21 protein-coding genes and 1 pseudogene are annotated in these 25141 nt (G+C 70.1%); 21 read left to right on the top strand and 1 reads right to left on the bottom strand.

The features are described 5' to 3' along the window. The first annotated feature begins 1 nt into the window (after position 1). The 17 genes from BLV72_RS02425 (at position 2) to BLV72_RS02345 (ending at position 17501) form a co-directional block, all read left to right on the top strand. Positions 2-2566 (top strand): hypothetical protein, encoded by a 2565-nt coding sequence (locus BLV72_RS02425; RefSeq protein ID WP_093459928.1) that lies wholly within the window; start codon positions 2-4, stop codon positions 2564-2566. Continuing rightward, positions 2563-3687, top strand: coding sequence for a C40 family peptidase (locus BLV72_RS02420; protein WP_244320577.1), 1125 nt, complete (start codon positions 2563-2565; stop codon positions 3685-3687). Before BLV72_RS02425 ends, BLV72_RS02420 begins: the two co-directional genes overlap by 4 nt. Next, entirely contained in the window at positions 3681-4361 is a 681-nt protein-coding gene (locus tag BLV72_RS02415) for a hypothetical protein (RefSeq protein ID WP_093459926.1), read from the top strand. Before BLV72_RS02420 ends, BLV72_RS02415 begins: the two co-directional genes overlap by 7 nt. Beyond that, complete coding sequence (locus BLV72_RS02410) at positions 4343-6988, top strand: ATP/GTP-binding protein (protein WP_093459925.1); 2646 nt, start codon at positions 4343-4345, stop codon at positions 6986-6988. Before BLV72_RS02415 ends, BLV72_RS02410 begins: the two co-directional genes overlap by 19 nt. Further along, positions 6985-7935 (top strand): replication-relaxation family protein, encoded by a 951-nt coding sequence (locus BLV72_RS02405; protein ID WP_244320576.1) that lies wholly within the window; start codon positions 6985-6987, stop codon positions 7933-7935. The genes BLV72_RS02410 and BLV72_RS02405 overlap by 4 nt, the downstream gene beginning before the upstream one ends. A gap of 254 nt (positions 7936-8189) precedes the next feature. After that, the gene (locus tag BLV72_RS02400; protein ID WP_167746255.1) at positions 8190-8999 is read left to right on the top strand and encodes a helix-turn-helix domain-containing protein; all 810 of its coding nucleotides are present in this window, start codon (positions 8190-8192) and stop codon (positions 8997-8999) included. Next, positions 8996-9781 carry an SAM-dependent methyltransferase gene (locus tag BLV72_RS02395; RefSeq protein WP_093459922.1) on the top strand — a complete coding sequence of 262 codons (786 nt, stop codon included), beginning with the start codon at positions 8996-8998 and terminating at the stop codon, positions 9779-9781. Before BLV72_RS02400 ends, BLV72_RS02395 begins: the two co-directional genes overlap by 4 nt. Before the next feature lie 234 nt (positions 9782-10015). Next, a complete protein-coding gene (locus BLV72_RS02390) occupies positions 10016-10570 on the top strand; it encodes a hypothetical protein (protein WP_208905477.1) in 555 nt (184 codons plus the stop codon). A 113-nt stretch (positions 10571-10683) separates the two neighbouring features. Further along, entirely contained in the window at positions 10684-11451 is a 768-nt protein-coding gene (locus BLV72_RS02385) for an ATP/GTP-binding protein (protein WP_244320575.1), read from the top strand. Positions 11452-11595: 144 nt separating this feature from the next. Then, entirely contained in the window at positions 11596-12153 is a 558-nt protein-coding gene (locus tag BLV72_RS02380; protein ID WP_342030645.1) for an SAF domain-containing protein, read from the top strand. Further along, positions 12153-12992, top strand: a complete 840-nt coding sequence (locus BLV72_RS02375) for a CpaE/TadZ family protein (protein ID WP_093459917.1) — start codon at positions 12153-12155, stop codon at positions 12990-12992. The genes BLV72_RS02380 and BLV72_RS02375 overlap by 1 nt, the downstream gene beginning before the upstream one ends. A gap of 94 nt (positions 12993-13086) precedes the next feature. Beyond that, a complete protein-coding gene (locus tag BLV72_RS02370; RefSeq protein WP_093459916.1) occupies positions 13087-14511 on the top strand; it encodes a TadA family conjugal transfer-associated ATPase in 1425 nt (474 codons plus the stop codon). Then, entirely contained in the window at positions 14508-15431 is a 924-nt protein-coding gene (locus BLV72_RS02365; RefSeq protein ID WP_093459914.1) for a type II secretion system F family protein, read from the top strand. Before BLV72_RS02370 ends, BLV72_RS02365 begins: the two co-directional genes overlap by 4 nt. Continuing rightward, on the top strand, positions 15428-16312 hold the full coding sequence (locus BLV72_RS02360) for a type II secretion system F family protein (RefSeq protein WP_093459913.1): 885 nt from the start codon (positions 15428-15430) through the stop codon (positions 16310-16312). The genes BLV72_RS02365 and BLV72_RS02360 overlap by 4 nt, the downstream gene beginning before the upstream one ends. A gap of 50 nt (positions 16313-16362) precedes the next feature. Next, entirely contained in the window at positions 16363-16569 is a 207-nt protein-coding gene (locus BLV72_RS02355; RefSeq protein WP_093459911.1) for a hypothetical protein, read from the top strand. Then, positions 16569-16997 carry a TadE family protein gene (locus BLV72_RS02350; RefSeq protein ID WP_280142996.1) on the top strand — a complete coding sequence of 143 codons (429 nt, stop codon included), beginning with the start codon at positions 16569-16571 and terminating at the stop codon, positions 16995-16997. Before BLV72_RS02355 ends, BLV72_RS02350 begins: the two co-directional genes overlap by 1 nt. A 27-nt stretch (positions 16998-17024) precedes the next feature. After that, positions 17025-17501: a TadE/TadG family type IV pilus assembly protein gene (locus BLV72_RS02345; RefSeq protein WP_280142995.1), complete on the top strand. Its 477-nt coding sequence runs from the start codon at positions 17025-17027 to the stop codon at positions 17499-17501. 20 nt (positions 17502-17521) lie between these two features. On the opposite strand, the gene BLV72_RS02340 is transcribed toward BLV72_RS02345, so the two are convergent. Further along, complete coding sequence (locus BLV72_RS02340) at positions 17522-18007, bottom strand: hypothetical protein (protein ID WP_342030644.1); 486 nt, start codon at positions 18005-18007, stop codon at positions 17522-17524. A gap of 83 nt (positions 18008-18090) precedes the next feature. Between BLV72_RS02340 and BLV72_RS02335 the strand changes: the two genes are divergently transcribed. The 4 genes and pseudogenes from BLV72_RS02335 to BLV72_RS48610 all read left to right on the top strand — a co-directional run bounded on the left by BLV72_RS02335 (position 18091) and on the right by BLV72_RS48610 (position 24682). Beyond that, positions 18091-18558 (top strand): TadE/TadG family type IV pilus assembly protein, encoded by a 468-nt coding sequence (locus tag BLV72_RS02335; RefSeq protein ID WP_093459910.1) that lies wholly within the window; start codon positions 18091-18093, stop codon positions 18556-18558. Then, on the top strand, positions 18558-21860 hold the full coding sequence (locus tag BLV72_RS02330) for a LysM peptidoglycan-binding domain-containing protein (RefSeq protein ID WP_093459908.1): 3303 nt from the start codon (positions 18558-18560) through the stop codon (positions 21858-21860). The genes BLV72_RS02335 and BLV72_RS02330 overlap by 1 nt, the downstream gene beginning before the upstream one ends. Before the next feature lie 149 nt (positions 21861-22009). Further along, positions 22010-23167: pseudogene (locus BLV72_RS47140) on the top strand (DUF2637 domain-containing protein); the annotation flags it as partial. Positions 23168-24241: 1074 nt separating this feature from the next. After that, positions 24242-24682, top strand: coding sequence for a hypothetical protein (locus BLV72_RS48610; RefSeq protein WP_208905475.1), 441 nt, complete (start codon positions 24242-24244; stop codon positions 24680-24682). The last annotated feature ends 459 nt before the right edge of the window (positions 24683-25141 follow it).

Below are 25141 nucleotides of genomic sequence, written 5' to 3'. Positions count from 1 at the left end.
CGTGAGGCGGCTGGACCGGGGCACGCTACGGGCGGCCGGATTCGTGGTGCTGATCACCGTCGTGTTCGTGATCGTGAACACTTCGGTCGCCACCGCGGCGGACGGCAAAGGGGAGGGCGGCGGCGGGCTGTTGGCGCCGCTGAACATCCGCACGGGCGAAGGCGCGCCGTTGAACCGCTACGAGATGGGCGCCGACCCCGGGAAGGTGACCAATGTCGGCGGACAGGTGCGCACTCTGCTGCTCGGCGGACTGTTCACGCTGGTGCGGCTGATGGTGGGCCTGAGCTGCTGGCTCATCAAGACCGCGTTCGACTTTCCACTGCTCACGCTCTTGCTCCGGCCCGCGCAGCAGGTGGCCGACGAGTACAACAAGATCGTCGTGGACACTCTCGGCCTCAAAGGGCTGCTGCTGTCCTGGGGGTTCGTGTTCGGGCTGATCCTCTTCCAGCGCGGCAAGGTCGGCCGCGGGCTCGGGGAGATCGTGCTGACGCTGGTGATCGCGGCGATCGCCGCCAGCAGCCTGATCCGCCCCGACTACCTGCTGGGCCACAACGGGCCCCTGGAGCAGACGCACCAGGCCGCCATGGAGGTCACCCAGATCACAGTGGACAGCCACTGGGGGAAAGGCAGCAGCGATGATCCGTGCGACATGGTCATGGGTCCCATCCAGGACGCGTGCAAGGAGACCGATGTCCATGCCGCCTCGGTCGCCCAGCCCATCCAGAACGTGCTCACCGACGTCCTGGTCGTCAAGCCCTACCAGCTGCTGCAGTACGGCCGGATCCTCGACCCGAAAGACCCTGACGACAAAAAGGCGTACGCCGCCCACCTGAAATGGGTGCGGGGCAAGGAGTACGACACAGAGGCCAAGCGCGCCGAGCGGGAGAAGGTCTGCAAAGCCGAGCCCGCCCCGCTGACCGGCCGGGCCCTGGAGTACTGCCTGCGGGGAGAGAGCCGCCGGGAGGCGACACTCCATGAGATCGGCGACACGATCAAGCTCAAAGTTGATCCGCTGAGCGCGCTCAACCCCTCCGAGGTCGACTTCGACGACTTCATGAAGGACCTGGAGGACGCCGGCGACACCGGGAAAGCGGCCGCCGCCTACGCTCAGAACCCCACGTGGGATCGGGTCGGCGCCGTGCTGCTGCTGCTCATCGCCGTCATCCTGATCACCGCCCTGGCCAGCACCATGGCCCTGGTCCTGCTCGGCGCCCAGGGCGCCGACGTCGGCGCGGCCGCGGTCGGCGGCGTCGCCCTGGTCTGGGGCATGCTGCCCGGCCCCAGCCGCATGGTCGTCTGGCGATGGGCGTCCATCTTCCTCATCTCCGTCCTGCTGATGTTCGTCACCGCCGGCTTCCTGCCTGCCTTCGGGATCGGCGTGGACGCGGTGCTGACCAACGGACCGGACCTGATGGTCGAACGGCTGCTCCTCGTCGACGCCCTGGCGCTGGCCGCCCTCGCCTTCCACCGCCGTCTGCTGCGCGGAGCCAGCGAGTTCGGGTCCCGGATGGCGATGCGCATGCGCTACGCCAAGGTCGGCGGCACGCATCTGCCCGGAGACACCTCCGAGATCGGAGCGGCCCTGGCCATGCACGGCTCGGCCAACTTCGGGCGTTCGCCGGGGCTGATGGCCCTCGGCGGCGGATCACCGGCGCACGCCGCCCTGGGCATGCGCCACAAACTCCTCAACAACCTGGCGGCCCTGACCGACGGGACCGGTATGCCCGTCGACTCCGGGCAGCTGCTGGGGGATGCCGCCGCCGAAGCACGCCGCGGTCTGGCTCCCGCCCTCATCGCAGGCCGTCTCGCCTTCGGGGGCGCCTACGGTCTGCTGATCGGCCGACGCCCGGACGACGCCAAGCTCGACCGGTGGCGCAAGCCCACCGCCGCCGGCAACGGTGACGGCGAGGGCTCTGCGGAAGGCGGGGACGAGACCGGCTCGGGTCGGAGTGGCACCGCGCGGATGATCGCCGACAGGCGCACCGGGGAGATTCTGTACGACCCGAAGGACGGGCGGACGCTGCTGGGCACGCGGGTCCACAACCGCATGGTGCGCTTCCGCGGCTACCGCATCGCCCGGCGAACAGGACGCCTGGCCTACTACTCCACCTACGGACTGCCCGCGGCTCTATCCCGCGGCCGCGGCCGCGCCAGCCGGGCGACACAGGATGCCCGCACTCAGCTGCGGGTCTACAGCAACCAGGTACGCACCGACGCCCACCACTGGGAGCCGGTCGGCCGCGCGGCGGTCCGAGCCGGCCAGGCGGTGGACAGGGCCGGGCAACGGGCCGCGACCGCCGCGCAGGTCTACGGTCCGCCTGCCTCTGCCGCCGTACGCCGCGGCGTGACCACGGCCGCCACGGCCGCTGCCCTGTCAACGTCGCCGGACCGCCCGCACTCGCACATCGGCGGCTCGCGGCCCGCCGCCTCCTCCAGCGCCGGTGTCGATCCGCGCCGTGAGGCCCGCCGGCGGATCCTCGACTCCCTGATGCAGGCCCAGCGCTCCACCTGGGAGCGGCGGCCCCGGTGGGGCGGCCGCGGTGGCAGGGACGGTGACGAGTCGTGAAACGGAAGCTGGGGTGCCTGGGGGTGGTGCTGTTCGTCGCGCTGGTGTGCTGCGCGGGGCCGCTGACGATGTCGATGTCGGCGTCCTCCGGCTCGGGCGGGACCGCGGCCAACGCGGCGGCCGCCGCCGCTGACATCCCGGCCCGCATGCTCACCGCCTACATCGCGGCCGCCGAGAACGTCCGGTCCTACCGGCCCCGGTGCCGGGGGATGCAGTGGCAGGTCCTGGCCGGCATCGCCAAGGTCGAATCCGGGCATGCGGCCGGACGCACCGTCAGCTCCGACGGTGACGTCCGCCCGCGCATCCTGGGACCGAGGCTCGACGGCTCCGGGGCGGGCGGCAACACCACACCAGTGCCGGACACCGACCGCGGCCGGTGGGATGGAGATCCGGACGGCGAGCGAGCCGTCGGCCCCTTCCAGTTCCTGCCCTCCACCTTCCGCACCGTCGGCAAGGACGGTAACGACGACAGGGCGACGGATCCTCACAACGTCGACGACGCGGCGCTGAGCGCGGCGGTGTACCTGTGCGGCAGCGGACGGGGCCGTGATCTGACTCAGCGGCGGCAGCTGGAGACAGCCATAGGCTCTTACAACCACTCGGCTGCCTATGTCGCCGACGTGATGGGGTGGATCAGCCGCTACAAGACCACCGGCACGGCCGCGTCGATCAAGGGAGTCACCGGCAAGGCCCGGACGGTCCTGGCGACCGCGCTCAGCCAGCGCGGGATGCCGTACTCCTGGGGTGGCGGATCCGTCAACGGCCCCTCCTACGGGATCTGCTGCAGCCCAGGCGGATCGTCCGGGGAACGCATCCGGGGGTTCGACTGCTCCGGGTTGACCAGCTACGCCTACGCCCGAGCAGGGATCACCCTGCCGCGGACCGCCGCCGCACAGGCCGGCGTGGGACGCCGTATCCCCGCTTCCGCCGGCGTGAAGGCGCTTCAGCCAGGCGACCTGGTGTTCTACGGCTACGTGCCCACATCGGACGGCACCATCCACCACGTCGGCATTTACCTCGGCAACGGCAAAATGATCAACGCCCTGCGGCCCGGCACGAAGGTGCAGGTCGACCCGGTGAGCGTCATGTCCGACTACGCCGGAGGAGCCCGGCCATGGTGACCTCGACCAGGAAGAAGGCCCATTCGCGCAAGCGCCTCCCCACCCGTGAGAGGACGGCTCACAGATCCCGCAGGTCTGTCCTGGCGACGCTGAGCGCGGCAGCCGTTCTGGCCCTGGCCGGTGGCGTGCTGCTGATCCAGGGCGACAGCGGCGAGAGCCAGGCACCCCCTCAGCCCAGCGCTCGCTCCATCCCACGGAAGCCCTACTCGCCATCGGCGGGTTCGGCCGCGCCACGGCGCTCGACTGACCCGACGCTGCGCGAGCACGGCCCGCGGAGCGAAGCCGTCCCGACCGGACACGAGGTGCTCCCGCCGCCCGGCGACGGGCCCGCCGGTGACACCGCCATTCAGCGCGCGCTCGACCGCTCCTCCCCTGCCGACCTTTCCCCGCAGACCGAGCGGCGCCTGGTCCAGCTCGGGCGGGCGGTGTGGACGGCGGAAGTCACCGGCCGCGACAGGCAGCGGTGGCCCCACTACTTCCCCGACGCAGAGGTCCGCTCCTACCGCCGCTTTCGTATTCAGGCCGCTATCGCCCGTCGCGCAGGGAGCCGACGGGTGGTGGTGCACCTGGTGTGGGCGGGTGCCTCCCCGTCCGGGACCGGCGACGCCGACAACCGCACGGCACGGGTCTTCCTCGTCCGAAATGGAGGCAACACGTGGACACCGTCACGCTGATGGCCAGCAAACTGACCGGCACACCGTCTGACATGCGGCACGCTGCCAGCGCACTGGAAACCTCGGCCGACGTCGTCGTATGGGTGTTGGACCAGTGGCTGTGGCTGGTGCTGGCCGCGCTGGTGCTGTACGGCGCGGGGTCCTATGCCAGGCGTCGGCTCGCCGATCGGGCAACCAGGAAACGTGTGGCATTTGAGCTGGTCCCGTCCAGGCGGTTCGATCCGTCTACTGAGGAGATCTTCCGGTACGGGGCGCTACTGGCCCGCTCGGCGGTGGCCGGGCCGTGGTGGGCTCCGCGGCGGGCCAAAGCGGTGCGGGTCCGGATGCGTGCGGACGGGACGCGCCCCCTGTCGTACCGGGTGGAGGCGCCGGCCGGGGCCGTGCACCTCCTGCGGAGCACCCCGTATGCGCAGGTGCGCTGCGAGAAGATCGCTCCGGTTGTTCGGGACAAGCAGCGAAAGTACGTGGTCCGGGCCCAGTTCGCCCTGCATGGCGGGGCAGGGTCACAGCTCAGGGAAGTGCCCTTGGAGCCCGACCCGCTGCAGCCACTGGTGGACGCGGTCGCCGACCTGCGTGCAGGGCTGGGGGATCTGGCCGAGGTGTGCCTGGACCTTCAGCCGGCCCCACGGTGGCGGCTCAAGACCCGCCGCTGGCAGGTAATCGAGGCCGCACGGCAGCGTGAGCGGCGTGAAGCTCAGCGCGCTACGCGGTGGATGCGACAGGACTTCCGTGAAGTGGAGGACTCGATCGCGTACCACCTCTCACGGCTGCTGACGCCAGGCAGCTCCGGCCGGGGCGACTATCCGCCGCGGCGCGTCATGATGCCGCCTGCTCCTCGCCGAGTTGACCGGGAGAAGGTGCTGGGGAAGCTCTCCGAGGAGGCGCACCTTGTGCGTGTCCAGCTGATGGTGCGCTGCTCTTCCAATACGGTGACGCGGGCCGAGCGGCGAATGCAGCAGGTTCAGGCCGCGCTCGACGTGTTCGCCGCGCGGACCCGGTTCGCCTGGATGGGCAAGCTGTGGGGTCCCGTCAGGTTCGGCCCGGACCGGCGGCCCTGGTGCTGGGTGTTCGATCACCGTTGGCGCACGGGGCAGATGCAGCCGCCGCGCACCAACTGGGTTCACCTCGATGAGCTTGCCGGGCTGCTCAAACCACCGACGATGCACTGCCGCCTGCCCTTGCTGCCGGGCGACGTACCCGGCTTCCGGCTCGGGGATCCGGGGCTGCTGCTTCAGGGCTGGCATCGCGGTGCGGACGGCCGGTGGAGGCTGCTGGCGACGCGCGAGGAAGAGACCTTGAACGAGGTGGCCGTCGGTAAGGCGGGAGGAGGAAAGACAGAACGGGCTCTGTGTCAGGCGGTGGGAGCCGCGCACGCCGGCCACGGCTTGGCCTATGTGGATCCGCACGGCGATTCGTGGAAACGAGCGGCCCCCTATATGGCCCACGACACGATCATGGAGCGGATCGCACGGATCGATCTTGCCGTTGCCGGACCGCGGTCGCGGGTGGGCTGCTGGAATCCGCTGGGGATGGACTCCAGGCAACAGGCCCATGAAGTCGTGGGCGCAGTGGTGGACGCCCTGGCCTCCGCGCTGGGCTGGAGTGACGTTGCCGCTCCCCGGGCCATCACCATCGCGACCAAAGCCGTGGAGGCCCTGGTCACAGTGAACGCCGCGGCCTGCCGGAATCAGAAGCCTGAGTGCCAGGCCACGATCTTCCACATCCGGCCATTGCTCGTTGACCAGAGTTTCCGCGAGGCGGTCCTCGGAGTGCTCGACAGCGAGCAGGTCGCCTGGTGGCGTACATCGTTCGCGGCTATTCCTCCGGACGCACTGCCGACGGTCCTCAACCCGCTGGACCGGCTGGCGGCCAATCCGGCCACCTACGCCATGCTGGGCAGCCCTGTCGGGGCCTACGACATCCGTGCCGCCATGGACAACCGGATGGTCGTGTGGATCTGCCCGGCCGGCAACGGACCGACGGACCGGCTGCTGGTGGCCCTGCTCGTGCGCGACCTGCTGCGCGCGGGACTCTCACGGCGGGATGTGGACGAACGCCACCGGGTGCCCTTCCGGGCCTACCTGGACGAGCTCATCTCCCTGGACGGGGCCGCCGGTACCAGCATCGCGGAAATCCTGGAGCAGTTGCGCAAGTTCAAGGTGCGGGTTCACGGCATGACCCAGCTACTCCAACGGCTGTCTCCGGAAGTGCGGGCCTCCTTGATGCAGAACTCCTCCACCTTGTCCACCACGGCCGGGTCGCTGGATGCGATCCGGCACATCACCAACGAGTGGGGGGACCAGGTCGACCCGGTCGAGGTCACCGAGCTCGACCGGTACCACCACTACATGAGTTTCACCGTCGACGGCCGTCGTGTTGGGCCGTTGCAGGTTCGGGGTCCTGAGCTGTCCGAGGTCTTCCCCCGGCTCGCCCGGACCAGAGCTGTCGGGGCTCTCAGCCGAGCCGCGGACAAGAAGGCGGGCGCACGTCCGGTGAGCGAGCTGGTCGCCATCGCCGAGAAACAGCAGCAGCGCATCGTCGGTTTTCTCACCAGCGTGGGGCGCACTCCCGCTGCCGAATCGTCCGGCCCGCACGAGGCCGCTTCACCCACTCGGAGGCACCTGTGACCGTATCCAGCCCAGGACAACCGACAACGGAGACCTCACCGGGATTCCCAGAAACACTGGCCCACCGCGCCCTGGCCGCGCTCGCTCAGCACCGTGTGGTCAATACCAGGCAGCTGCAGGGCCTGCTCCAGCCCAGCTCCCGGGCCCGGCTGGCCGGGATCCTCAACACCTTGCGCAGGGAGCGCCTAGTCGATCACATCACCATGCCCTCGGCCCATCGGATGCGAGCCTGGTTTCTCACTCGCGAGGGTGTACGCGCCACCGAGAGCTGGCCTGAGGTGCGCGGACGGTCGAAGTACCCGGTCATGGAGAAGACGGTGGCCTCGTTGATTGCCGCGCATACGTGCGCGGTGGTCGATGCCCATCTGGCGTTCGTCCAAGACGCGCGCAACCGCGGCGATGAGCACGGTCCGTGGGACTGGATTCCGGAAACCGTTCACCAGCTGCCGGACGGCGAACTGCTGCAAGCCGATGCGCTGCTGCACTACGGCGTCTCCTCCTTCCACGGCTCACGGGTTCAGCTACGCGCCTTCGTCGAGGTCGATCGGGCGACGTCAACCGGCGGGAAGCTCGCGGGCAAGCTCATCCGGTATGCCCGCTTCTACACTCACACACAGGTGCCGCTCGCCGGACGGCGATCGGCTGCTGCCCAGCCGACGGTTGCCCCGGGGTGGCAGCGCTGGTATCCGGTGTTTCCGCGGCTGCTGTTCGTCCTCGCCAACGCCAGCCCGGTGACCTACCAGCACCGCATCGAGGATCTGCAAGCCATGGCCGCCGAGCATCCGCTGGTCGCCCAGATGGCGGTGAAAGTGCCGCTCGGTGCCGCCGTGCTGTCAGACCTTAAGGAGCACGGCCCCCGAGCGCCGGTCTGGACGCGGCTCGCCGGTTCTCCGGAGCAGTGGCGGCTGGAGGCACCGGCGGAGCGCTGTGCGTGGACCGACCTGTAGGCCCTCACCCACTCCCTCAGCCGGATGATTGCATTCCAAATGGCCATGAAGCACGCACAGTTGATTGAAGAAGAGACGCGGTCGCCGGTATGTCGCTTGCCCTTCGTAGTGGTGTGACCACTAACATCCCGTGGGTCACAGCCGAATCGCGGAATGCGATTCGCAAATCTCGATGCGCGTGGGCACGACGCGCGGGGCCACCAGGCAGAGACAGGAGTGACGTGTCCGAGGACAGTCCGGCGATCCTGCGCAGGGTGTTAGCCAGGCACCTGCAGACGCTGCGGGAGCGGGCGGGCCGTAGCTTCGCCCAGGCGGCTGGCCGGCTCGGGCTGCATCACACCACCATCCGCCGGATGGAGCAGGGACTCGGCAGGCCCCCGCGGCAGCCGGATCTACGGGAGCTGCTGTCGTTCTACGGTGCTGACGCGGGGGAAGTCAGCGCGCTGGTGGAGCTGGCGGAGAGAGCGTCGGGCCGGAACTGGTGGGACGAGTACAACCTGTCCGAATCGATGGCGGACTGCGTCATGCTGGAGGGCGGTGCCACCCGGATCAGGGCCTTCGCCCCGTGGGAGGTGCCCGCCCTACTGCAGACGGAAGACTACGCCCGCGCCCTGGCCCCCGGCGCCCATCCTGACCGGCAGCTCGACCTCCTCAAGCGGCGCCAGGCTGTGCTGGAGGATGACGCCGGGCCGCTGCTGTGGGTGGTGCTGGACGAACCGGTACTGCACTGGCAGATCGGAAGCCCCGGCATCATGGCCGACCAGCTGACGCACCTGCTGGAGATGGCAGCCCAGCCGCGCGTCGACCTCCGGATAGTGCCGTACGACGCCGGCCCCTCGCCCGCGGCCCGAGCCGGCGCCTGCTGTGTCTACCGCCTGCGCCCGCGCGAGCTGCCGGACACCGTCTGCGTCCAGCAACTCGACGACCTCAGCTTCGTGAACAAACCCTCAGCCGTCGCGCACTACACCGCGGTCCTCGACCAGACCGTCGGGAAGGCCACCCGCCGCGGAGAGCAGACACGCCTCCTGCTCGAGCGGATACAAGACCACTGGAGAGCAGCATGACCGATGACACCGCGCACGGGGCGCGGTTATATGCACACTTCCTGGGGGACCAAAGAGACGATTGGCCCGGCGACCTGACCCTGGCCCAGCGAATAGAGCAGCGTGTGCCCAACGTGGGGCTCATCGCGCGCAACCAGCGCAAGTTCGTCATGCGGGCGGTGGGCACTATCGCCGGCTACGGCATCCGGCAGTTCCTTGATATCGGCTCCGGGCTCGCCCACTCCCCCAATGTCCACGAAGTAGTGCAGCGGGCCGATCCTTCGTGCCGGGTGGTCTACGTCGACCAGGACGCGGTGATCACCGCGAACCAGCAGGCGTCGTTCGCCGTCGACGACCGGGTCCGCCACCTCACCGCCGACGTCCGCGACCCCGATGAGATCGTGCAGGCCCCGGTGGTGCGGGAGTTCATCGACTTCACCGAGCCGGTCGGGCTGGTGCTGGCGTCGGTGTTCCTGTTCGTCCCGGACGATGCCGACCCGGCCGGGATCGTCAAACGCCTGGTCAGCGCGCTGCCGTCCGGGAGCTACGTGGCCTTCAGCCAGGGCACCTACGACTACGACGACGAGCGACGCCCGGTGCACAACCTGACGCGGATGTATGCCGAGGGCGGGGTGATCGTGACCCCGCGGGACAAGGCCACCATCGCTGGATTCCTCGACGGAGCGGGCCTGGCCGTGCTGACCCCCGGCATCGTGGCCACCAACCGCTGGAGAGCCGAGGACACCCGGCCGGGTGCGGAGGCCGACTCCTGCATCCATGCCGCTCTCGCGTACAAGCCGTAACGGTGCCCGCCCTGAATCTCAGGATGACCGGCTCATGACAGTAACGCACAAGGGGAACAGCATGTTCTGTACTGCTTTCTCCGTATTTCCTCCCCATGTCCGCGGCCCGGGGATCTGCCGGATCCGCCCGCCATCATCCGCACTCGCCCAGGAGGCCCTGTGACAGCACCACATTCATCCGCCCGGCCCCCAGTCCGCTACGACCGGAAGACCCGGATCGCGCGGTACGGGGCGATGACGATCGCGGTCGGCGTGGCGCTCTCCGTTTCGTCCTGCAGCGGCGACGACAAGGCATCGGGCGAGTCCAAGCACTCGTCCACGCCCGCCGCATCGCCCCCGGAGCCCTCGAAGCCGTCGGCCAGCTCCGATCCGCAGGCGGCCGACAAGCGCGATGTTCTTACGGCATACCGGAGCTACTGGCGCGAGCAGGTCAAGGCGTACTCGAAAGCGAGCGTCAAAGACACTGACCTCGACAAATACGCCAGCGCCGACGCTCTGGGGCGGGCTGAGGGCGACGTATTGAGCCTGCAGAAAGCCGGAGTGGTAACCAGGGGCAAGCCGACGAGCGACCCGGAAGTCACGGGGATCGACATGGACCGGCAAGTCCCCCGGGCGACGATCAACGACTGCCTTGATGTCTCCAAATGGATCAGCGTCAACCGCAAAACCGGAAAAACAGTGCCTCCTGCGAAGGGGCAGCTCAAGCGCTATACGACCACCATCAAAGCGGAGAAGTGGGGGAAGCAATGGATGATGCTCAAAGTCACCTCCAAGGCGCGCACCTGCTGAAGAGCCTGACTTTCATCGCCGCTCCCGCTCTGCTCGCCGCTGCGCTACTACCGGCGGAAGCGGACGTAGGAGATTCCGCAGGCAACGGCCTGTGTGGTGGGACCCACTCCTGGGTGAGTGTCTGCGCGACCGACCCCGGTTCGCCCGGGTCCGACGCATCTCAGGACCGGCCCGCCAAGCCGCGCAAAGGCGACAAGAATCAGAAGGCAAACTTCCAGTCCTGTGTGGTGAAGAAGCTCGACCCGCAGCCGCCGGCCGGGAGCGCAATCTGGGAAGGCCACGATCCAGGCGACGGCGCCGTCTACAGGCGTGCCTGCGTCTTTGACGCGGCTTCTTCCCCGGTCACCGCCGGTGTGCCGCTGCCCGGCCAGACGTTCTGGTCTGCTACGCCGCCGGCCGCTACTGGGCCGGATCCGGCCCAGCTGGCGCAGCAGGCGGTGGACAAGATGCTGCTGAAGGGGCCGGACATTGTCACCCCGGACGCGGCCGGGCGGTGGACGGTGGGGGTGCCGGTGTGGATGCACGCCGGTAAGTCACCGGCGACGTACGGGCCGACCTCGGCGTCGGCGACGGCCGGGGCGGTGACGGTGACCGCCACCGCCAGGGTCTCGAGCATCAAGTGGCAGATGGGTGACGGGTCCACCGTGACCTGCTCGGGGGCAGGCACGCCGTACCGGAAGGCGTACGGCAAGCGGGCGTCGCCGGACTGCGGCCACACCTACGCGCAGACCTCCGCGTCCAAGCCCGGCAAGAGGTACACGGTGATCGCGACCGCGACCTGGGCGGTGGAGTGGAACGGCGGGGGGCAGTCAGGGGAGCTCACGGAGATCCGGGAGTCCCAGGTCGAGGTGTCGGTCGGGGAGCTGCAGGCTCTCGGCTGAGGCCGGTGTCGGAAGGACGGAGCGGTGAGCAAGACCAAAGAACGTAGTGCTCAAAGCGCCGGGGGGATGGCGCAGCCGAGGGGGCCGGTGGCCCCTCCGCGGGTGTCGGCTCGGCGTAGACGACCGGGTCTGATTGCCCTGGCCGTGCTGCTGATCACGGGTGGGGGCGCGGGTGGTGCGGTGTTGCTGATGGAGAGCGGGCAGCGCACCGAGGTGGTGACCGTGGTCCGGCACGTCCCGGTGGGCCAGGTCGTCACGGACCAGGATCTGGGGGAAGCGTCGGTCGCCCTCGATCCGGTCCTCAAGGCGGTCAAGGCCGCGGACCGGGGCGATGTGGTGGGCAAGCGGGCCGCTGTGGAGCTGACGCCCGGATCGCTCCTGTCCCGTGGGCAGGTGACGGCGGACTCCCTGGTGAAGGCCGGTGAGCAGGTGGTGCCGCTGGGGCTGAAGCCTGAGCAGGTCCCCGCCAGTTCCCTCGCCCCGGGCCAGCGCGTCCAGATCGTGCGCGTGCCCGGCGAGGACCCGCAGGGCAGCCAGACGCAGGCCGAGCCCATCTCTGCGCACGTGGTGAAGGTCGGCGACCCCACGCCCGGCACCGGGGCGTCCGTGGTCGACGTCGCCGCGGCGAAGGCCGAGGCGCCGCTGCTGGCGTCGTGGGCGTCCACCGGGAACATCCGGCTGCTGATCGATGGTGGTTCCTGATGCCGGTCATCGCGTTGGCAGGAAGTGCCGGATCGCCCGGAGTGACAACGACGGCGCTGGCACTGCTGCTGTCCTGGCCGCTGGAGCCGGAACGCCGGGTGGTGCTGGCCGAGTGTGACCCCGACGGCGGAAGCGTGCTCTACGGGCTGTTGCAGGGGTCGCTCGGCGACCGGTACGGGCTGAAGAACCTGTCGGTGGCCGCCCGCAAGGGCGAGTTGACCGAGGCGTTCTGGCGCCAGCTGGTCGACATGACCGAGGACGGCAAGGCGGCGCAGGCGGCGGGGGGACGCCTGCTGCTGCCGGGGCTCACCGATCCTGCGCAGGCGGCGGCCCTGGCACCGGCCTGGGAGCAGCTGGCTGATTTGCTCGCGGGGATCGAGCGGCACTCCACGTATCCGCATGACGTGCTCATTGACCTGGGCCGCAGTGGGGCGTTTGGCCCGTCGGGGGTGCTGGCTCAGCGAGCGGACTTGCTGGTGATGGTGGCGCGCTCCACGATGCGCTCGATTCAGTCGGTGCAGATGCGGATCGAGGCGCTGCAGGAGCGGGTCGGTGAAATCGGGCTGCTGCTGGTGGATGAGGGCCCGTATTCGCCGGGGGAAGTGCAACGGCTGCTCAAGGCACCGGTGTTGGCAACGTTGCCATACCGTCCGTCGCTGGCCCGGGTGCTGTCGGAGGGGGAGGAGCAGCCGTCCCGCTTCGCGCGGAGCGAGTTGATGCGGGCGGTGCAGGGGGCGACGACGCCGTTGCGGCAGCGGGCTGCGCTGCGGCGTGCCCGGTTGGCGCCGCGTGGCGGGCCGGTGCCCGGAGGAGGGGAGGTGGGGGCTGGTGCGTGGTAAGCCGCTGCATCCTGACCCGACGGTGCGGGTGACACGGCCGTGGAACGCGGCCACCGGCGATGGGGGCCCGGTGGGCTACCCGCGGAGTCGGAGCATGGCCGTGGATGGCGCGGTGCAGCACCAGGTCCTGGGTGAGGCGGTGCCGACGCTGGTGGTGGACCGTCAGGCGGTCGCGGCGGTCAAGGACCGTGTAGCCCGGCAGGTGACCGCGTTCCGTAAGGCCACGCCGTCAGTGGGCGCGGCCAGTGTGGAACAGCGGGCCCGGGGCTGGATCAACGAGGCGGTCGCGGAGTGGTCGGACGCCGCCGCGGCCGAGCGCGGAGTCAGTCCCACGCCGGCGGAGGACGCGGCGCTGGCCCGCTCCGTGTTCGATGAGCTGTTCCGGGCGGGCCGCCTCCAGCAGCATCTGGACAACCCGCAGGTCGAGAACATTTTCATCAACGGACCTGACGAGGTGTGGCTGGACTTGGCCGGGGGACGCCGGGAGCGGGCCGAGCCGGTGGCCGACTCCGAGGAGGAGCTCCTGGAGCTGCTGCGGCGGCTGGCCAGTGCCGACGACGGGCACAGTGAGCGGACCCTGACCACGGCCAATCCGATGCTGGCGTTGCGGCTGGCGGACGGCTCGCGGCTGCAGGCCGTCACGGAGGTGAGCCCGCGGACCTATGTAACCATCCGCCGGCACCGCGTGCAGGACGCGGATCTCGGCGACATGGTGCGCCTGGGCATGGTCAGCCCCACGCTGGCGGCGTTCCTCGCATCGTGCGTGAAGGCGGAGAAGAACGTGCTGATCGCCGGCCCCCAGGCGGCTGGTAAGACGTCGCTGATGCGGGCGATGCTCAAGGAGATCCACCCGGACGAGCGGTTCGCGACCATCGAGACCGAGCACGAGCTTTTCGCCCACACCAACGGCTTCCACCGACAGGTCGTGGCGATGGAAGCACGGGAATCCAACGGGGAGCGCGGCCCGGACGGGCGGCTGGTCGGTGAGATCACGCTGATGGACCTGATGTACCGGGCGCTGCGGATGTCGCTGTCGCGGATCGTGGTCGGCGAGGTCCGGGGCCCGGAGATCGTGGCGATGCTGCAGGCGATGGCCAACGGCCAGGGCGGCAATCTGTGCACCCTGCATGCCTCTCATCCGGGGGTGGTCTTCGACCGGATTGCCGAGTTGTATCTGCTGGCGCAGGGCAACATGAGCGAGCAGCTGGCGTACCGGCAGGCCGCCAACGGCCTGGACTTCATCGTGTTCGTGCGGATGCTGGACGAGACGAAGATCGGCGGACAGCGGCACCGGTTCGCCACCCACGTCCTGGAGGTCGCCGGGACCGGTGAGTTCGGCCGCCCGGCCACCAACTCGATCTTCACCCCTGGTGAGGAGTTCGGCGAAGTCCGCGCGGTCCCGCGGATGCACCCGTCCTGCATCGGCGACCTGCGCCGCGTGGGCTTCCAGGACCACCTGCTGAACCAGGGGTATGACAGCTGGGCCGGGCAGCCGCTGGCGCTGAAGGTGGCGACATGAGCGCGCTGATCATGGTGGTGTGCGGGATGGCCGTCGTCGGCGGCCTGGTGGCCCTGATCGCCGGACTGGTCGGCACCACCGAGCCCCACCATCCGGGCCTGGTGGCCCGGTGGCGGGCCAGGACGTCGGGCCGGCCGGACCCGGTGGAACAGCGGATGCGGCGCCAGGCCCTGCTGGGGGCCGGGATCGTGCTCGGCCTGGCGGTGTGGCTGGTGACAGGTGTCTTCATGGCCGGGGTCCTGACGGGGCTCGCCGTCGTCGGGGTGCCCTGGCTGCTGTCCCCCACCACGTCTTCCCAGGCCCGCATCGTCCAGCTGGAGGCGCTGAGCCATTGGGCGCGTCAGCTGGCGGATGGTCTGCGGGTCGGCCGGGGGCTGCAGCAGGCCCTGATCGCGAGCAGACGGGGTGCTCCGGCTGTGCTGGAGGAGCCGGTCGCGGCGCTGGCGGACCGGCTGCAGCTCGGCTGGAGTCCCGAGGACGCACTGCGGGAATTCGCCGATGAGCTGGGCGATGTCACGGCTGACAAGCTGGTGGCCGCGCTCATTTTGTCGATCTCCGACCGCGGTCCTGGGCTGGCGCAGTCGCTGGAGGACCTGGCCGAGACGGTCCGTGAGGAAGTCGGGAAGCGGCGCAAGAGCGAGGCGGACCGGGCCAAGCCACGGCAGACGGTGCGCTGGATGACCTTCATCACCCTCGGCCTGATCGGCATGGGCTTCCTGGTGACCAGCTATACCGCTCCGTACGGCACGCTGCTCGGCGAGCTGGTCCTGGCCGCGGTGACCGCCGGGTTCATCGCCGTGCTGACGTGGATGCGGTCGCTGGCCGAGTACCGTCCCATCCCCCGCTTCCTGGTCGCCGATCCGCGCAGCCGTGTCCGCGGCACGCCCGACGCAGCGGCCATCGTGCTGGAGGCGTCATGAGCAACACGTTGGCTGTCCTGGCCGGATGCACCGTGGGGGCGGGCGTCGCCCTGCTGGTGCGGGAACTGCTGCGCCCGCAGCCGGCGCTGGCCGCAGCCCTGCGGCGCACGCCCGCAGGCATCGCCGGGCCGGGCGAGGCGCCGGCGGACCGGGACGAGGTGTGGGGGCGGTGGCTGGTCGAGCGCCTCGGCGGCCTGCCCGGGGTGCGGATACCGGCCAAGAACCTGAGCCTGCTGCGGCAGGCCCCCGAGCGGTTCGTGCTGACCAAGACCGCCTTGGCGATTCTGGGGCTGCTGATGCCGGCGGTGGCCACGGCTCCGTGGCTCCTGCTGGGCCTCGGTGTGCCGTTCTACGTGCCGGCCGTAGCCGGTCTGGCTGTCGGCGCTCTGCTGTGGATCGTGCCGGACCTGTCGGTGCGCGACCAGGCCAAGCGGGCCAGGGAGGAGTTCGCCCACGCGCTCACCGCCTACCTCGACTTGGTGGCACTCAAGCGCTCCGGTGGCTCCGGACCGACCGAGGCCATGGAACGCGCGGCCGCCGTAGGGCAAGGGTGGCCCTTCCAGCTCCTGCAGCAGGCCCTGCTGCGCGCCCGGGTCGACCGGATCCCCCCATGGGAGGCCCTGGAGGAACTCCACCGTGACCTCGACCTGCCCGTGCTGGAAGACATCGCCGAGATCATGCGCCGCTCGGCCCACGACGGGGCCGCCGTCTACGCCAGCTTGCGGGCCCGCGCCCAGAGTCTGCGCACCGAGCTCCTGGAGGCGCAGGCGGCCGAGGCCAACGCGGACAGCGAGAAGATGACGGCCCCCGGTGCTCTGCTGGCGGTGCTGGTCATGCTGCTGATCGCGTTCCCGGCCGTCATCCGCATCCTCGCGTCCTGACCGCCACGCACAACTGACCACGCATATCACCAAAGAGGGGAACCCTGTTCATGCGTTATCTCGCTGTGAAGACCGCGGTCGTACTGGCCGCCGCCTGGGGCAAGGGGCTCAAGGAGGCCCGGCGCCGCCCGGACCGGGGGGATATCAGCATCACCACGGTCATCATCTGGGTGGCTGCCATCGGCGGCGCCATCGCGATCGCCGGAACCATCGCCGCGGTGGTGGCGAAGTACAACGGGAAACTCTCGGGCATCTGATGGCGGCCACCACCTCGAGCGTGTGGCAGAAGTGGAGAGGCCGCCTGGCCGGAGACCGGGGCGACGCGAGCGTGCAGATGGCCATCGTCTTCCCGTTCGTCATCGTGCTCACGATCGCGGTCGTGCAGGCGAGCATGTGGTACTACGCCCGCCAGATCGCCCTGGCCGCCGCGCGGGACGGGGCCACCGCCGGCCGCACCTACCAGGCCGGGACCAGCGACGCGGCGGCCCGTGCCCGCCAGGTGCTGGACCGCACGGCCGGAGACAGCCTCCGCGGGGCCACGGTGTCGACGGCCGGGAGCACGGGCGAGCGGGTCCGCGTCCAGGTTCACGGCACGGCTCCGTCGCTGCTGCCGTTCATATCCGGCCTGTCGGTCACCCAGTCCGCGTCCGGGCCCGTGGAACGCTTCACCACACCGGGAGGCTGAGGGGTGTTGCGTACCTTCCGGACTCGCGTGGCCGATGACCGGGGCAGTGAGGCGGTCCAGGCCGCCATCGTCACCCCGCTGCTGATCATGTTTGTGTGTCTGGCGCTCGGCGGAGGCCGCCTGGTCCTGTCGGGCTCAAAGATCGACGCCGCGGCCGAGGACGCCGCCCGCGAAGCCTCCCTGGCGCGATCGGCCGCCACCGCACGGCAGGCAGCCACCGCGGCAGCCAAGGAGTCCCTGACCGACCAGGGCATCGCCTGCGCGAACACCAGCGTGTCAATAGACACCAGCGGACTCAACGCGCCGCTGGGGCAGGCCGGCTCGGTCACCGTGACCGTGCGGTGCACGGTCGACCTCACCGACCTGCTGCTGCCCGCCCCCGGCTCCCGCACGCTGTCCTCGACCTTCACCTCGGTCGTCGACCAGTACCGGCAAAGAGCTCTCGGGCTCGCACCTTCTGAAGTGCCGTGGAATACGAACCGAAGTGTGGGTGCCGAGCGATGAGTGCGCGAGGGGACTTGGGTTCACGCTCCGTGCGTCGAGCGTGCTCGAGCTCCTGCACGGCAGGCGGCTCGTGCCGTACGCCAGGCAGTCTCAAACCCTTCGGCGATGAGGTCCTGCGGCTCGTGTGCTTCCCACTCGCGGACGGGAACCTCCGCCGTGCCGCCGAACGTCGCTTCGTAGTCTCCAAGGCTTCCGGCCTGCTGGGCGGCTTCCCATTCGGACAACGAGGCCGCGACGATGGGCTCCTGGAGCGGTCCTTGGAGCTCAACCTGGCGAGCGACCCAGCCGTCGGCGGCGACCTCGAAGTAGAACCAGATGTCTTCCTCGGCCCAGTAGCTGCGGAACCAGCGCGTCATGGCGTCATTGTCCGTGACGTCGCGCGGCCATGCCGACGGGCTGGTGTCGGTGAATCCGTGGTGGCCGACGACGCCGGTGTGGCGCTGGGTGACGGTGATGGACAGGGCGAACACCTCGGGCAGAGGCCGGGCGTCGCCGCTGATGGCCATGGCTTCGGCGCGGATCCGGTCTTCGCGGAGGGAACGGCAGCCGCCACCGAACCTATGACTTTCCGGCACGCGGAGGAACACAGATGCGCCTGAACCCGAAGCACGCCGCCTTCTGCCGCGCCCGCCGCCCGGCAGGCGATCGGGGCGGCGTCGCCGTCTACCTGGCCATCTGCGTCCTGCCGCTGCTGGCCATCATCGGCATCGCCGTCGACGGCGGCGGCAAGGCCCGGGCGGTGGAACGCGCCGACGCCCTGGCCACCGAGGCGGCCCGGGCCGGCGGGCAGGCGATCGACCCTTCCCAGGCCATCCCCGGCCGCGCCATCGTCGCCGACCCGCAGGCCGCCCAGGCCGCGGCCCGCTCCTACCTGCGGGCCACCGGCACCCGCGGCAGCGTCACCGTCTCCCCAGACGGCAAGACGCTGACCGTGACCACCCACACCGCCTATGCCACCAAGTTCCTGGCCGTGGCCGGCGTCAACTCCCTTGAGGTGACCGGCCACGGGCAGGCCACCCTCCTCTATGGCGTCGATTCTCCCGAGGAAGGCCCGTGATGCCCACTCCCCCACTGCCGACGACGCCCAGCCGGGCGGTCCTGCGCGGCCTGGCCAGCCTCCTCGTCCTGGCCGCAGCCGTCGCCGGGCTCCCCGTCCTGCTGGCCCAGGTCACCACCGCCCTGTGGGACAGCGGACACGACGACCTGACCCACCTGCTGGACCGCCAGGACACCGGCGGAGCTTTCCTCCTGGCCCTGATCGCCATCGCATGGATCGCCTGGGCCCACTTCACGTTCTGCGTGCTCGCCGAGATCCCCGCTCAGCTCCGCGGCCGCCCCTCCCGACATGCCCGCCGCCTGAACATCAGCCGTCACGCCGCCGCCACCCTGATCAGCAGCATCCTCGTCCTGCTGCCCACCAGCACCGCGCTGGCCACCCCCTCCCCCGCGGCTGCGGCCCCCACCGCTGAGCCCACCCCCGGCCCGACGACGGCGGCCGATCACCACCAGGCCCCGGCCCCCGCAGCGGACCGCAGCACACAGCAGCGCGCCTACACCGTGCGCGACGCGCGTCCGGCCGAGAGCCTGTGGAGCATCGCGGAGACCGAGCTCGGCGACGGCGAACAGTGGAGGCAGATCGCCACCCTCAACCAGGGCCGCACCATGACCGACGGCACGCGCTTCGACGCCGACGCCTTCCTCCAGCCCGGCTGGACGCTCCTGCTCCCGGACACAGGCAGCACCGACGATCCGGCCGGCTCGCAGCACGCCCCGTCCCGCTCGGTGACCGTCGCGCCCGGCGACACACTCTCCGCGATCGCCGAGGCCGCCCTCGGAGATCCGGCACGCTACGGCGAGATCTTCGAACTGAACAAGAACCACCCCGGGCCGGACGGCCGTACCCTCGCCGACCCGGACCAGATCTACCCCGGGCAACGGCTCGTCCTGCCCTCCCCCGCCGGCCCGGGCCACGACGGCGACCATGCCCCGCGGCCAGATGACCCGCAGCGCCCCTCCAAAGGTCACCCGGACGACCAGGATGGCGCCGGGCCGCCCGGACCGCCCTCCGGGCCGGGCCGGGAGACCCGCAGCCCGGAGGCCGGCCACCGCACGCAGACCCCGCCGCAGCACCACGACCGCAAGGACAGCGGCAAGGAATCGGCGCGACCCGCCACGCCGGCCCCGACCGCCCCACAGCAGCATCCCGACACACGGCACCAGCCCGCGCCCGAGCCGGCCGCATCCTCGGATGGCATCCCCCTGCGCGCCATCGCCGGTATCGGTGCGCTGCTGGCCGCCGTCCTGGTCGGCGGCATCGGCCTCCTGCGCCTGATCCAGCAGCGCCGACGCAAGCCGGGCCAGACCATCGCCATGCCGGACGACTCCAGTCGCCTGGAGCAGGCCCTGACCGCCAGCGCCACCCCCGCCAGCGCGGAGCTGCTCGACACCGCGCTGCGCACGCTGGCCCACCACGCCGCCCAGGCCGCCGCCGCGCTTCCCACCGTGCGCGGCGCGCGCGTCACCGCGCGGACCGTCGAACTGCTCCCGGACGAGCCGGGCGAGGCCATGCGGCCGTTCACCGCCGGGGCCGGCGGCTGGTGGACCCTGGGCGAGCAGACCGATCTGCTGGATGCGGACCAGGCCCGCGAGGTCCCAGCGCCCTATCCGGGGCTGGCGACCCTCGGCACGGGGGAGGACGACAGCCTGTACCTGGCCAACCTCCCCCAACTCCGCACGGTTCTGGTCGACGGGGACCAGGCCCAGGTGGACGCAGTCTGCACGGCGCTCGCGCTGGAGACGGGGATGAGCCCATGGGCGGACCAGGCCGACATCCTCCTGATCGGCCTCGGCCGCGAACTCCCCCGCCTACTGCCCACCAGCCGCATCCGGCACCTCCCCCACGCCGCCGCGGCCATCCGCGACCTGGGCGAGCGGCTCCTGGAAGCCCACCAGGATCCTGAACTCGGCGCCCAGCTGCCATGGATGCTGATCTGCGCCGCCCGCATCAACCAGGACGAGGCATGGCAGCTCGCCGACGCACTGGACAAGGCCCGTGGCCTGAAGGTCGCAGCCATCCTCCCGGCGAGCGGCATCGGCCCGCTCTTCCCCGACGCCATAACCCTCGACGCGCGCACGGACGGGGCCCAGCATGTGGAGGTCCTCGGCGCGCGGCTGCGGCTGCAGTCCGTCTCCGGAGACGCCTACGAGCAGCTGCTGGCCACCCTGTCGGTCACCGAGCAACCAGCGCGGCCCGCGACCGGAGTGTGGAAGAAGGTGCCGCCCGAGCCAGCCGCGTCCGATCCGCTCCCCTCGCCCGGGGAAGACCCGGCCCTCGAGGAAGAGGACAGTTCCAGGGAGAAGCAGTCACCGGACGCGCCGTTCCCCGCTCTGATCGGAGCCGCCAGCGACCCGGCCGGACTACGGCTCCTCTCCCCCGCCGTCCCGGCCCAGGACCGTCCGCAACAAGACGGCGATGACACCCCGGACACGAACGCCGCAAGTCCTGGTGCCCAGGCCGCCCCGGACGCCGAGAGCCCGACGGGCACGGGCTCCGCCGAGGACTCCAGCGGCGACAATGAGACGGAGACACCCGCAGCGCGTGATCTGCATGCACCGGAAATCCGGGTCCTGGGCCCCCTTGAGGTGACCGGCGTCGGCGCGTCCGGACACGGCCCCAAACTGACCGAACTCGCCGTGCTGCTCTACTTCCGGCCCCACCGCGACGCCACCGGGATCTGCGAGGCCATGGACCCGATGAACCCGTGGTCCCCCAGCACCCTCAACTCCCGCATGTACGGACTACGCAACAAGCTCGGCACCGACTCCGACGGCAACCCCTACCTTCCCCGTCGGACCCGCGGCTCCGACAGCTACAACCTCTCCCCCGCCGTGCGCTGCGACTGGACACGCTTCCAGCAGCTCGCCGAGCGCGGCCTGGCCGCAGAGTCCTCCGCCTCCGCCGTGCACTGTTTGGAGCAGTCCCTCGGCCTGGTCCGTGGCCGCCCCTTCGGCGGCCGGGACCTGCCCTGGGCCGCCCCACTGCAGCAGGAAATGATCAGCCGCATCGTCGACGTCGCCCACACCCTGGCCACCTACCGCTCCGACCCCGCCAGCGGGCAATTCGACCTCGATGCCGCCCGCCGCGCCATCGCCGTCGGCATCGACGTCGAACCCACCGCAGAACTGCTCTACCGCGACTGGATGCGCATCGAACACGCCGCGGGCAACCGCGCCGGACTCCACACCGCCATCACCTCACTCCAGCAGGCCAACCGCGCCCTCGACCTCGACCTCGAACCGGAGACCGAGCACCTGATCAGCCTCCTGCTCACCAACCCCCCGTCCACGGAGGCGATGTAGCAGGGCCACACGAAAGACCCAGAGGCGGCGGGACCCATCACCCAGACAGATCCAGCTCCACCGCTCTCCCCTCACCGATACCCGCCATCGAATGACAGGGCCGATGAAGAAAGGGCGCAAGGGTGACCGCAAGGACGAACACACCGCTGATGAGGCTGAGCCGCGGCCACCACGTCCTGGCCGGGGTGGTCGTCACCGGGGCGGTGGTGATCGCCGGGATCGGCTTCGCCGGTTCCTACGCCGCGGTGCGCGATCTCGCCCTCGACAAGGGCTTCGGCAGGTTCGCCAATGTCTTCCCGATCGGCATCGACGCGGGGATCGTGGTCCTGCTCGCGCTGGATCTGCTGCTCACCTGGATCCGCATCCCCTTCCCGCTGCTGCGCCAGACCGCCTGGCTGCTGACCGCGGCCACCATCGCCTTCAACGGCGCGGCCGCCTGGCCGGACCCGGTCGGCGTCGGCATGCACGCCGTGATCCCGATCCTCTTCGTCGTCTCCGTCGAGGCCGCCCGGCACGCGGTCGGCCGGATCGCCGACATCACCGCCGACCGGCACATGGAGTCGGTCCGCATCACCCGCTGGCTGCTCGCGCCGGTGCCCACCTTCCGGCTGTGGCGCCGGATGAAGCTGTGGGAACTGCGCAGCTACGACGAGGTCATCAGACTGGAACAGGACCGGCTGGTCTACCAGGCCCGGCTACGCGCCCGCTACGGACGCTCCTGGCGCCGCAAAGCGCCCATGGAGTCACTGATCCCACTACGGCTGGCGCGATACGGGGTACCACTGACCAACACCGCACCCGCAGGGCTCACCGCCGCCGGTCTGGAACCGTCCGTGAAGCCAGCGGCCACGCTTTCCTCCGGCGGAAAGGAGGCGGCGGACGCAATGGCGGACGAGGCGAGGCTGAAGAGGACGTCCCCGGGAGCGCGGCCGGACGCGTACGGCACACCGGAAGCCATACCCGGGGCCAACGCCAGCGGCCCCGCCGCCCACCCTGCACCAGCCCCGCAGCAGGCACCGCCGGCCTCCCGGCAGGACCAGCAGGCGCCGGACCAACAGGCCCTGGCCCAAACGGTGCAGCCCAAGCCCCAGCAGCCTCAACCAGCGATGCCGATGGAGCCCGGCAGCCGTATGCGGCCGCTCGGTGGTGAGGGTGTGGGCAGCCATCAGGGCGCATACATACCAGAGCAGCACGAGCCCAAGCGGTACGCGTATGAGGAACGGTCGGGGCAGCCACTGAGCCAGTTACCGGCCGACGTGCTGCGTGAGGAGGTCTACTACGCCGCTTTCCGTCAGTTCCTCGCCGACCACAGCCACTACCCGTCGGCGTACCAGTTCGGCCAGCGGCTGCGTGAGACATACGGCCTGACCGACCTCAGCAACAACGAACTGACCACATACATCGAAGACTTCAAAGAGCGCCTGCCCGTCGGCGCCGACCGCTCCCGGGGCGATTGGCACCGTATGAACGGCCACGACCACCACATGGCCGTACCGGAACAGCGGCGGGCACCCCAGACGGGCCACGAGAAGCAGCCGAACCTGTGGAATCCGGCGTCGCCAAAGAATCCAGCCCTCGATGAAACGCCCCTCGGGCACCACACGAACGACGGCGCTGCCTCCACTCCCCCCGCCGACACAGGCACCCCTCCCCCAGAGCCGCCCCCGGGAGACGAGGACACGACGGCCAGCCCGGAACCGGAGCCGGACAGGTCTGAATCCGAAGAGGAGACCACCGATCAACCCCCCGCCGTGGAGACCGTGGCCGACCGCTACTACGCCGCCTGGCTCGCCTACCGCGGCAAGCACGGTGCGCCACCCAACGGAGACCAGCTCTCCCAGTGGCTCTACGACGGTGGTGTGACAGGCAGAAACGGCAAAGCAGTCAGCCCCAGCACGCTACGCCGCTACATCGCCTCATACCCCTGCTACGAGACCTGGGCCGAACACGCCGACAACCACGGCCAAGAGCCGACCCCGGAAGAGCTTGTGAAGCTGCTGGCCGACCACGGCATCATGCGCAACAACGGCGGCACACCGTGGGAACTCACAGATCTGGAGCGTCTTCTACCCAATTTCCGCAGGCGGCGCCGGCTGCGCTCCTCCCGCTGATCGGCGCCGTCATCCAGCTCCCTCTCGCACCAGGCCAGGCCGGATGCGAGATGCAGAAGATCAGTCCGACGCGGAGATCCTTCTCGCGTCCCCCTTTCACCCGGAGGTGCTATGACCGACCAGATGGGGCCAGATGACGCCCGGCGTGCGGAGAAAGAACATCAGGATCCCCCTCATCCAGACCCATGGCGTGGCTCTACGCAGCACAAGCGGCACCAAACTCAAACGGACACAGGCCCGCTTACGCAGCCCGACCGGTACCCGGCGAGCGTGTGCGCACTGCGCATCGACCCCGACGCCACCTCCTCGCGCCTCGACCTACCAACGGATCAGGCTGCGCAACACAACGTCCTCCGCAGCCTGATCGGAGGCAGCACAGACCGGGCCGTCTACCACCGGCACGCACTCCTGCACCTCCACGGCAACGGAGCCGGGATGCGGTTACCAGTGAACCCGGCAGCCTGGGCACTCGCCTGCTCCTGGCGCGGACTAGACCTGCCCTACCGCCTCTACGGCCCCGTCATCGTCACCGGACCGGACACCAGCGGCACCGTCGAGGACCTCAAGGACAGGCTGCTCGCCCAGGCCGAGGAAGTCGCCCGCAGGGCGAAGGAACTGCGCTTGGAATGGTCTGCCCGTCCCCCAGTCTCCGAGCCCGCCGCCCGCCAAGAACTACTCGCATACACGCGACGAGCAATACACCACACATGAACGGCCAGCCGGGCGCCGAAGAACACACTGCAGTAGCCGCAACGGGCCGAGCCACACAAATGGACCTCACGCTGACTGCACGGCCGCATGATTTTCCCGTTGGCTCACGCCCCCGGGGCATCCATATGGGAGTGATCAAGGCAAGCCGCTTCCCTCCGAGAGGCTCCGGTGGGGATAGCGCAAACATCTTCACGAACGGCGATCTCCACAGATCGGGGCCGGGCGCCAGGGAGCCTGACTGCTTCGGTGCGGCTTACGACTCCGGTTTCGAGATAGGCCATCTCCTCATCAGCGAGAGCCGTGAGCCCGGCACGGACCCGTGCTCGGGCCAGGGCGGGCAGGGACGAGGTGGCTTGCACGGTCGGGAGCACCAGCAAGTCCGCTCGTCCGTCGCGGTAGGTGAGACAAGCTGCGTCGGCGTAGGTGAGGGGCTTGGTTGCTACGACATAGGTGAAGATC

The organism is Streptomyces melanosporofaciens (assembly GCF_900105695.1).
Lineage (GTDB): Bacteria > Actinomycetota > Actinomycetes > Streptomycetales > Streptomycetaceae > Streptomyces > Streptomyces antimycoticus.
Note: the sequence above shows the minus strand (reverse complement) of the source record. Positions and strands in the feature narration are given on the sequence as shown.

Bases quoted from the DNA above. Each gene is read 5' to 3' on its own strand.
- BLV72_RS02415 (WP_093459926.1), top strand. From the start codon at position 3,681: ATGGTGACCTCGACCAGGAAGAAGGCCCATTCGCGCAAGCGCCTCCCC.
- BLV72_RS02365 (WP_093459914.1), top strand. From the start codon at position 14,508: ATGAGCGCGCTGATCATGGTGGTGTGCGGGATGGCCGTCGTCGGCGGC.
- BLV72_RS02370 (WP_093459916.1), top strand. From the start codon at position 13,087: ATGGCCGTGGATGGCGCGGTGCAGCACCAGGTCCTGGGTGAGGCGGTG.
- BLV72_RS02335 (WP_093459910.1), top strand. From the start codon at position 18,091: ATGCGCCTGAACCCGAAGCACGCCGCCTTCTGCCGCGCCCGCCGCCCG.
- BLV72_RS02360 (WP_093459913.1), top strand. From the start codon at position 15,428: ATGAGCAACACGTTGGCTGTCCTGGCCGGATGCACCGTGGGGGCGGGC.
- BLV72_RS02395 (WP_093459922.1), top strand. From the start codon at position 8,996: ATGACCGATGACACCGCGCACGGGGCGCGGTTATATGCACACTTCCTG.
- BLV72_RS02375 (WP_093459917.1), top strand. From the start codon at position 12,153: ATGCCGGTCATCGCGTTGGCAGGAAGTGCCGGATCGCCCGGAGTGACA.
- BLV72_RS02340 (WP_342030644.1), bottom strand. From the start codon at position 18,007: ATGGCCATCAGCGGCGACGCCCGGCCTCTGCCCGAGGTGTTCGCCCTG.
- BLV72_RS02330 (WP_093459908.1), top strand. From the start codon at position 18,558: ATGCCCACTCCCCCACTGCCGACGACGCCCAGCCGGGCGGTCCTGCGC.
- BLV72_RS02355 (WP_093459911.1), top strand. From the start codon at position 16,363: ATGCGTTATCTCGCTGTGAAGACCGCGGTCGTACTGGCCGCCGCCTGG.
- BLV72_RS02350 (WP_280142996.1), top strand. From the start codon at position 16,569: ATGGCGGCCACCACCTCGAGCGTGTGGCAGAAGTGGAGAGGCCGCCTG.
- BLV72_RS02390 (WP_208905477.1), top strand. From the start codon at position 10,016: ATGACGATCGCGGTCGGCGTGGCGCTCTCCGTTTCGTCCTGCAGCGGC.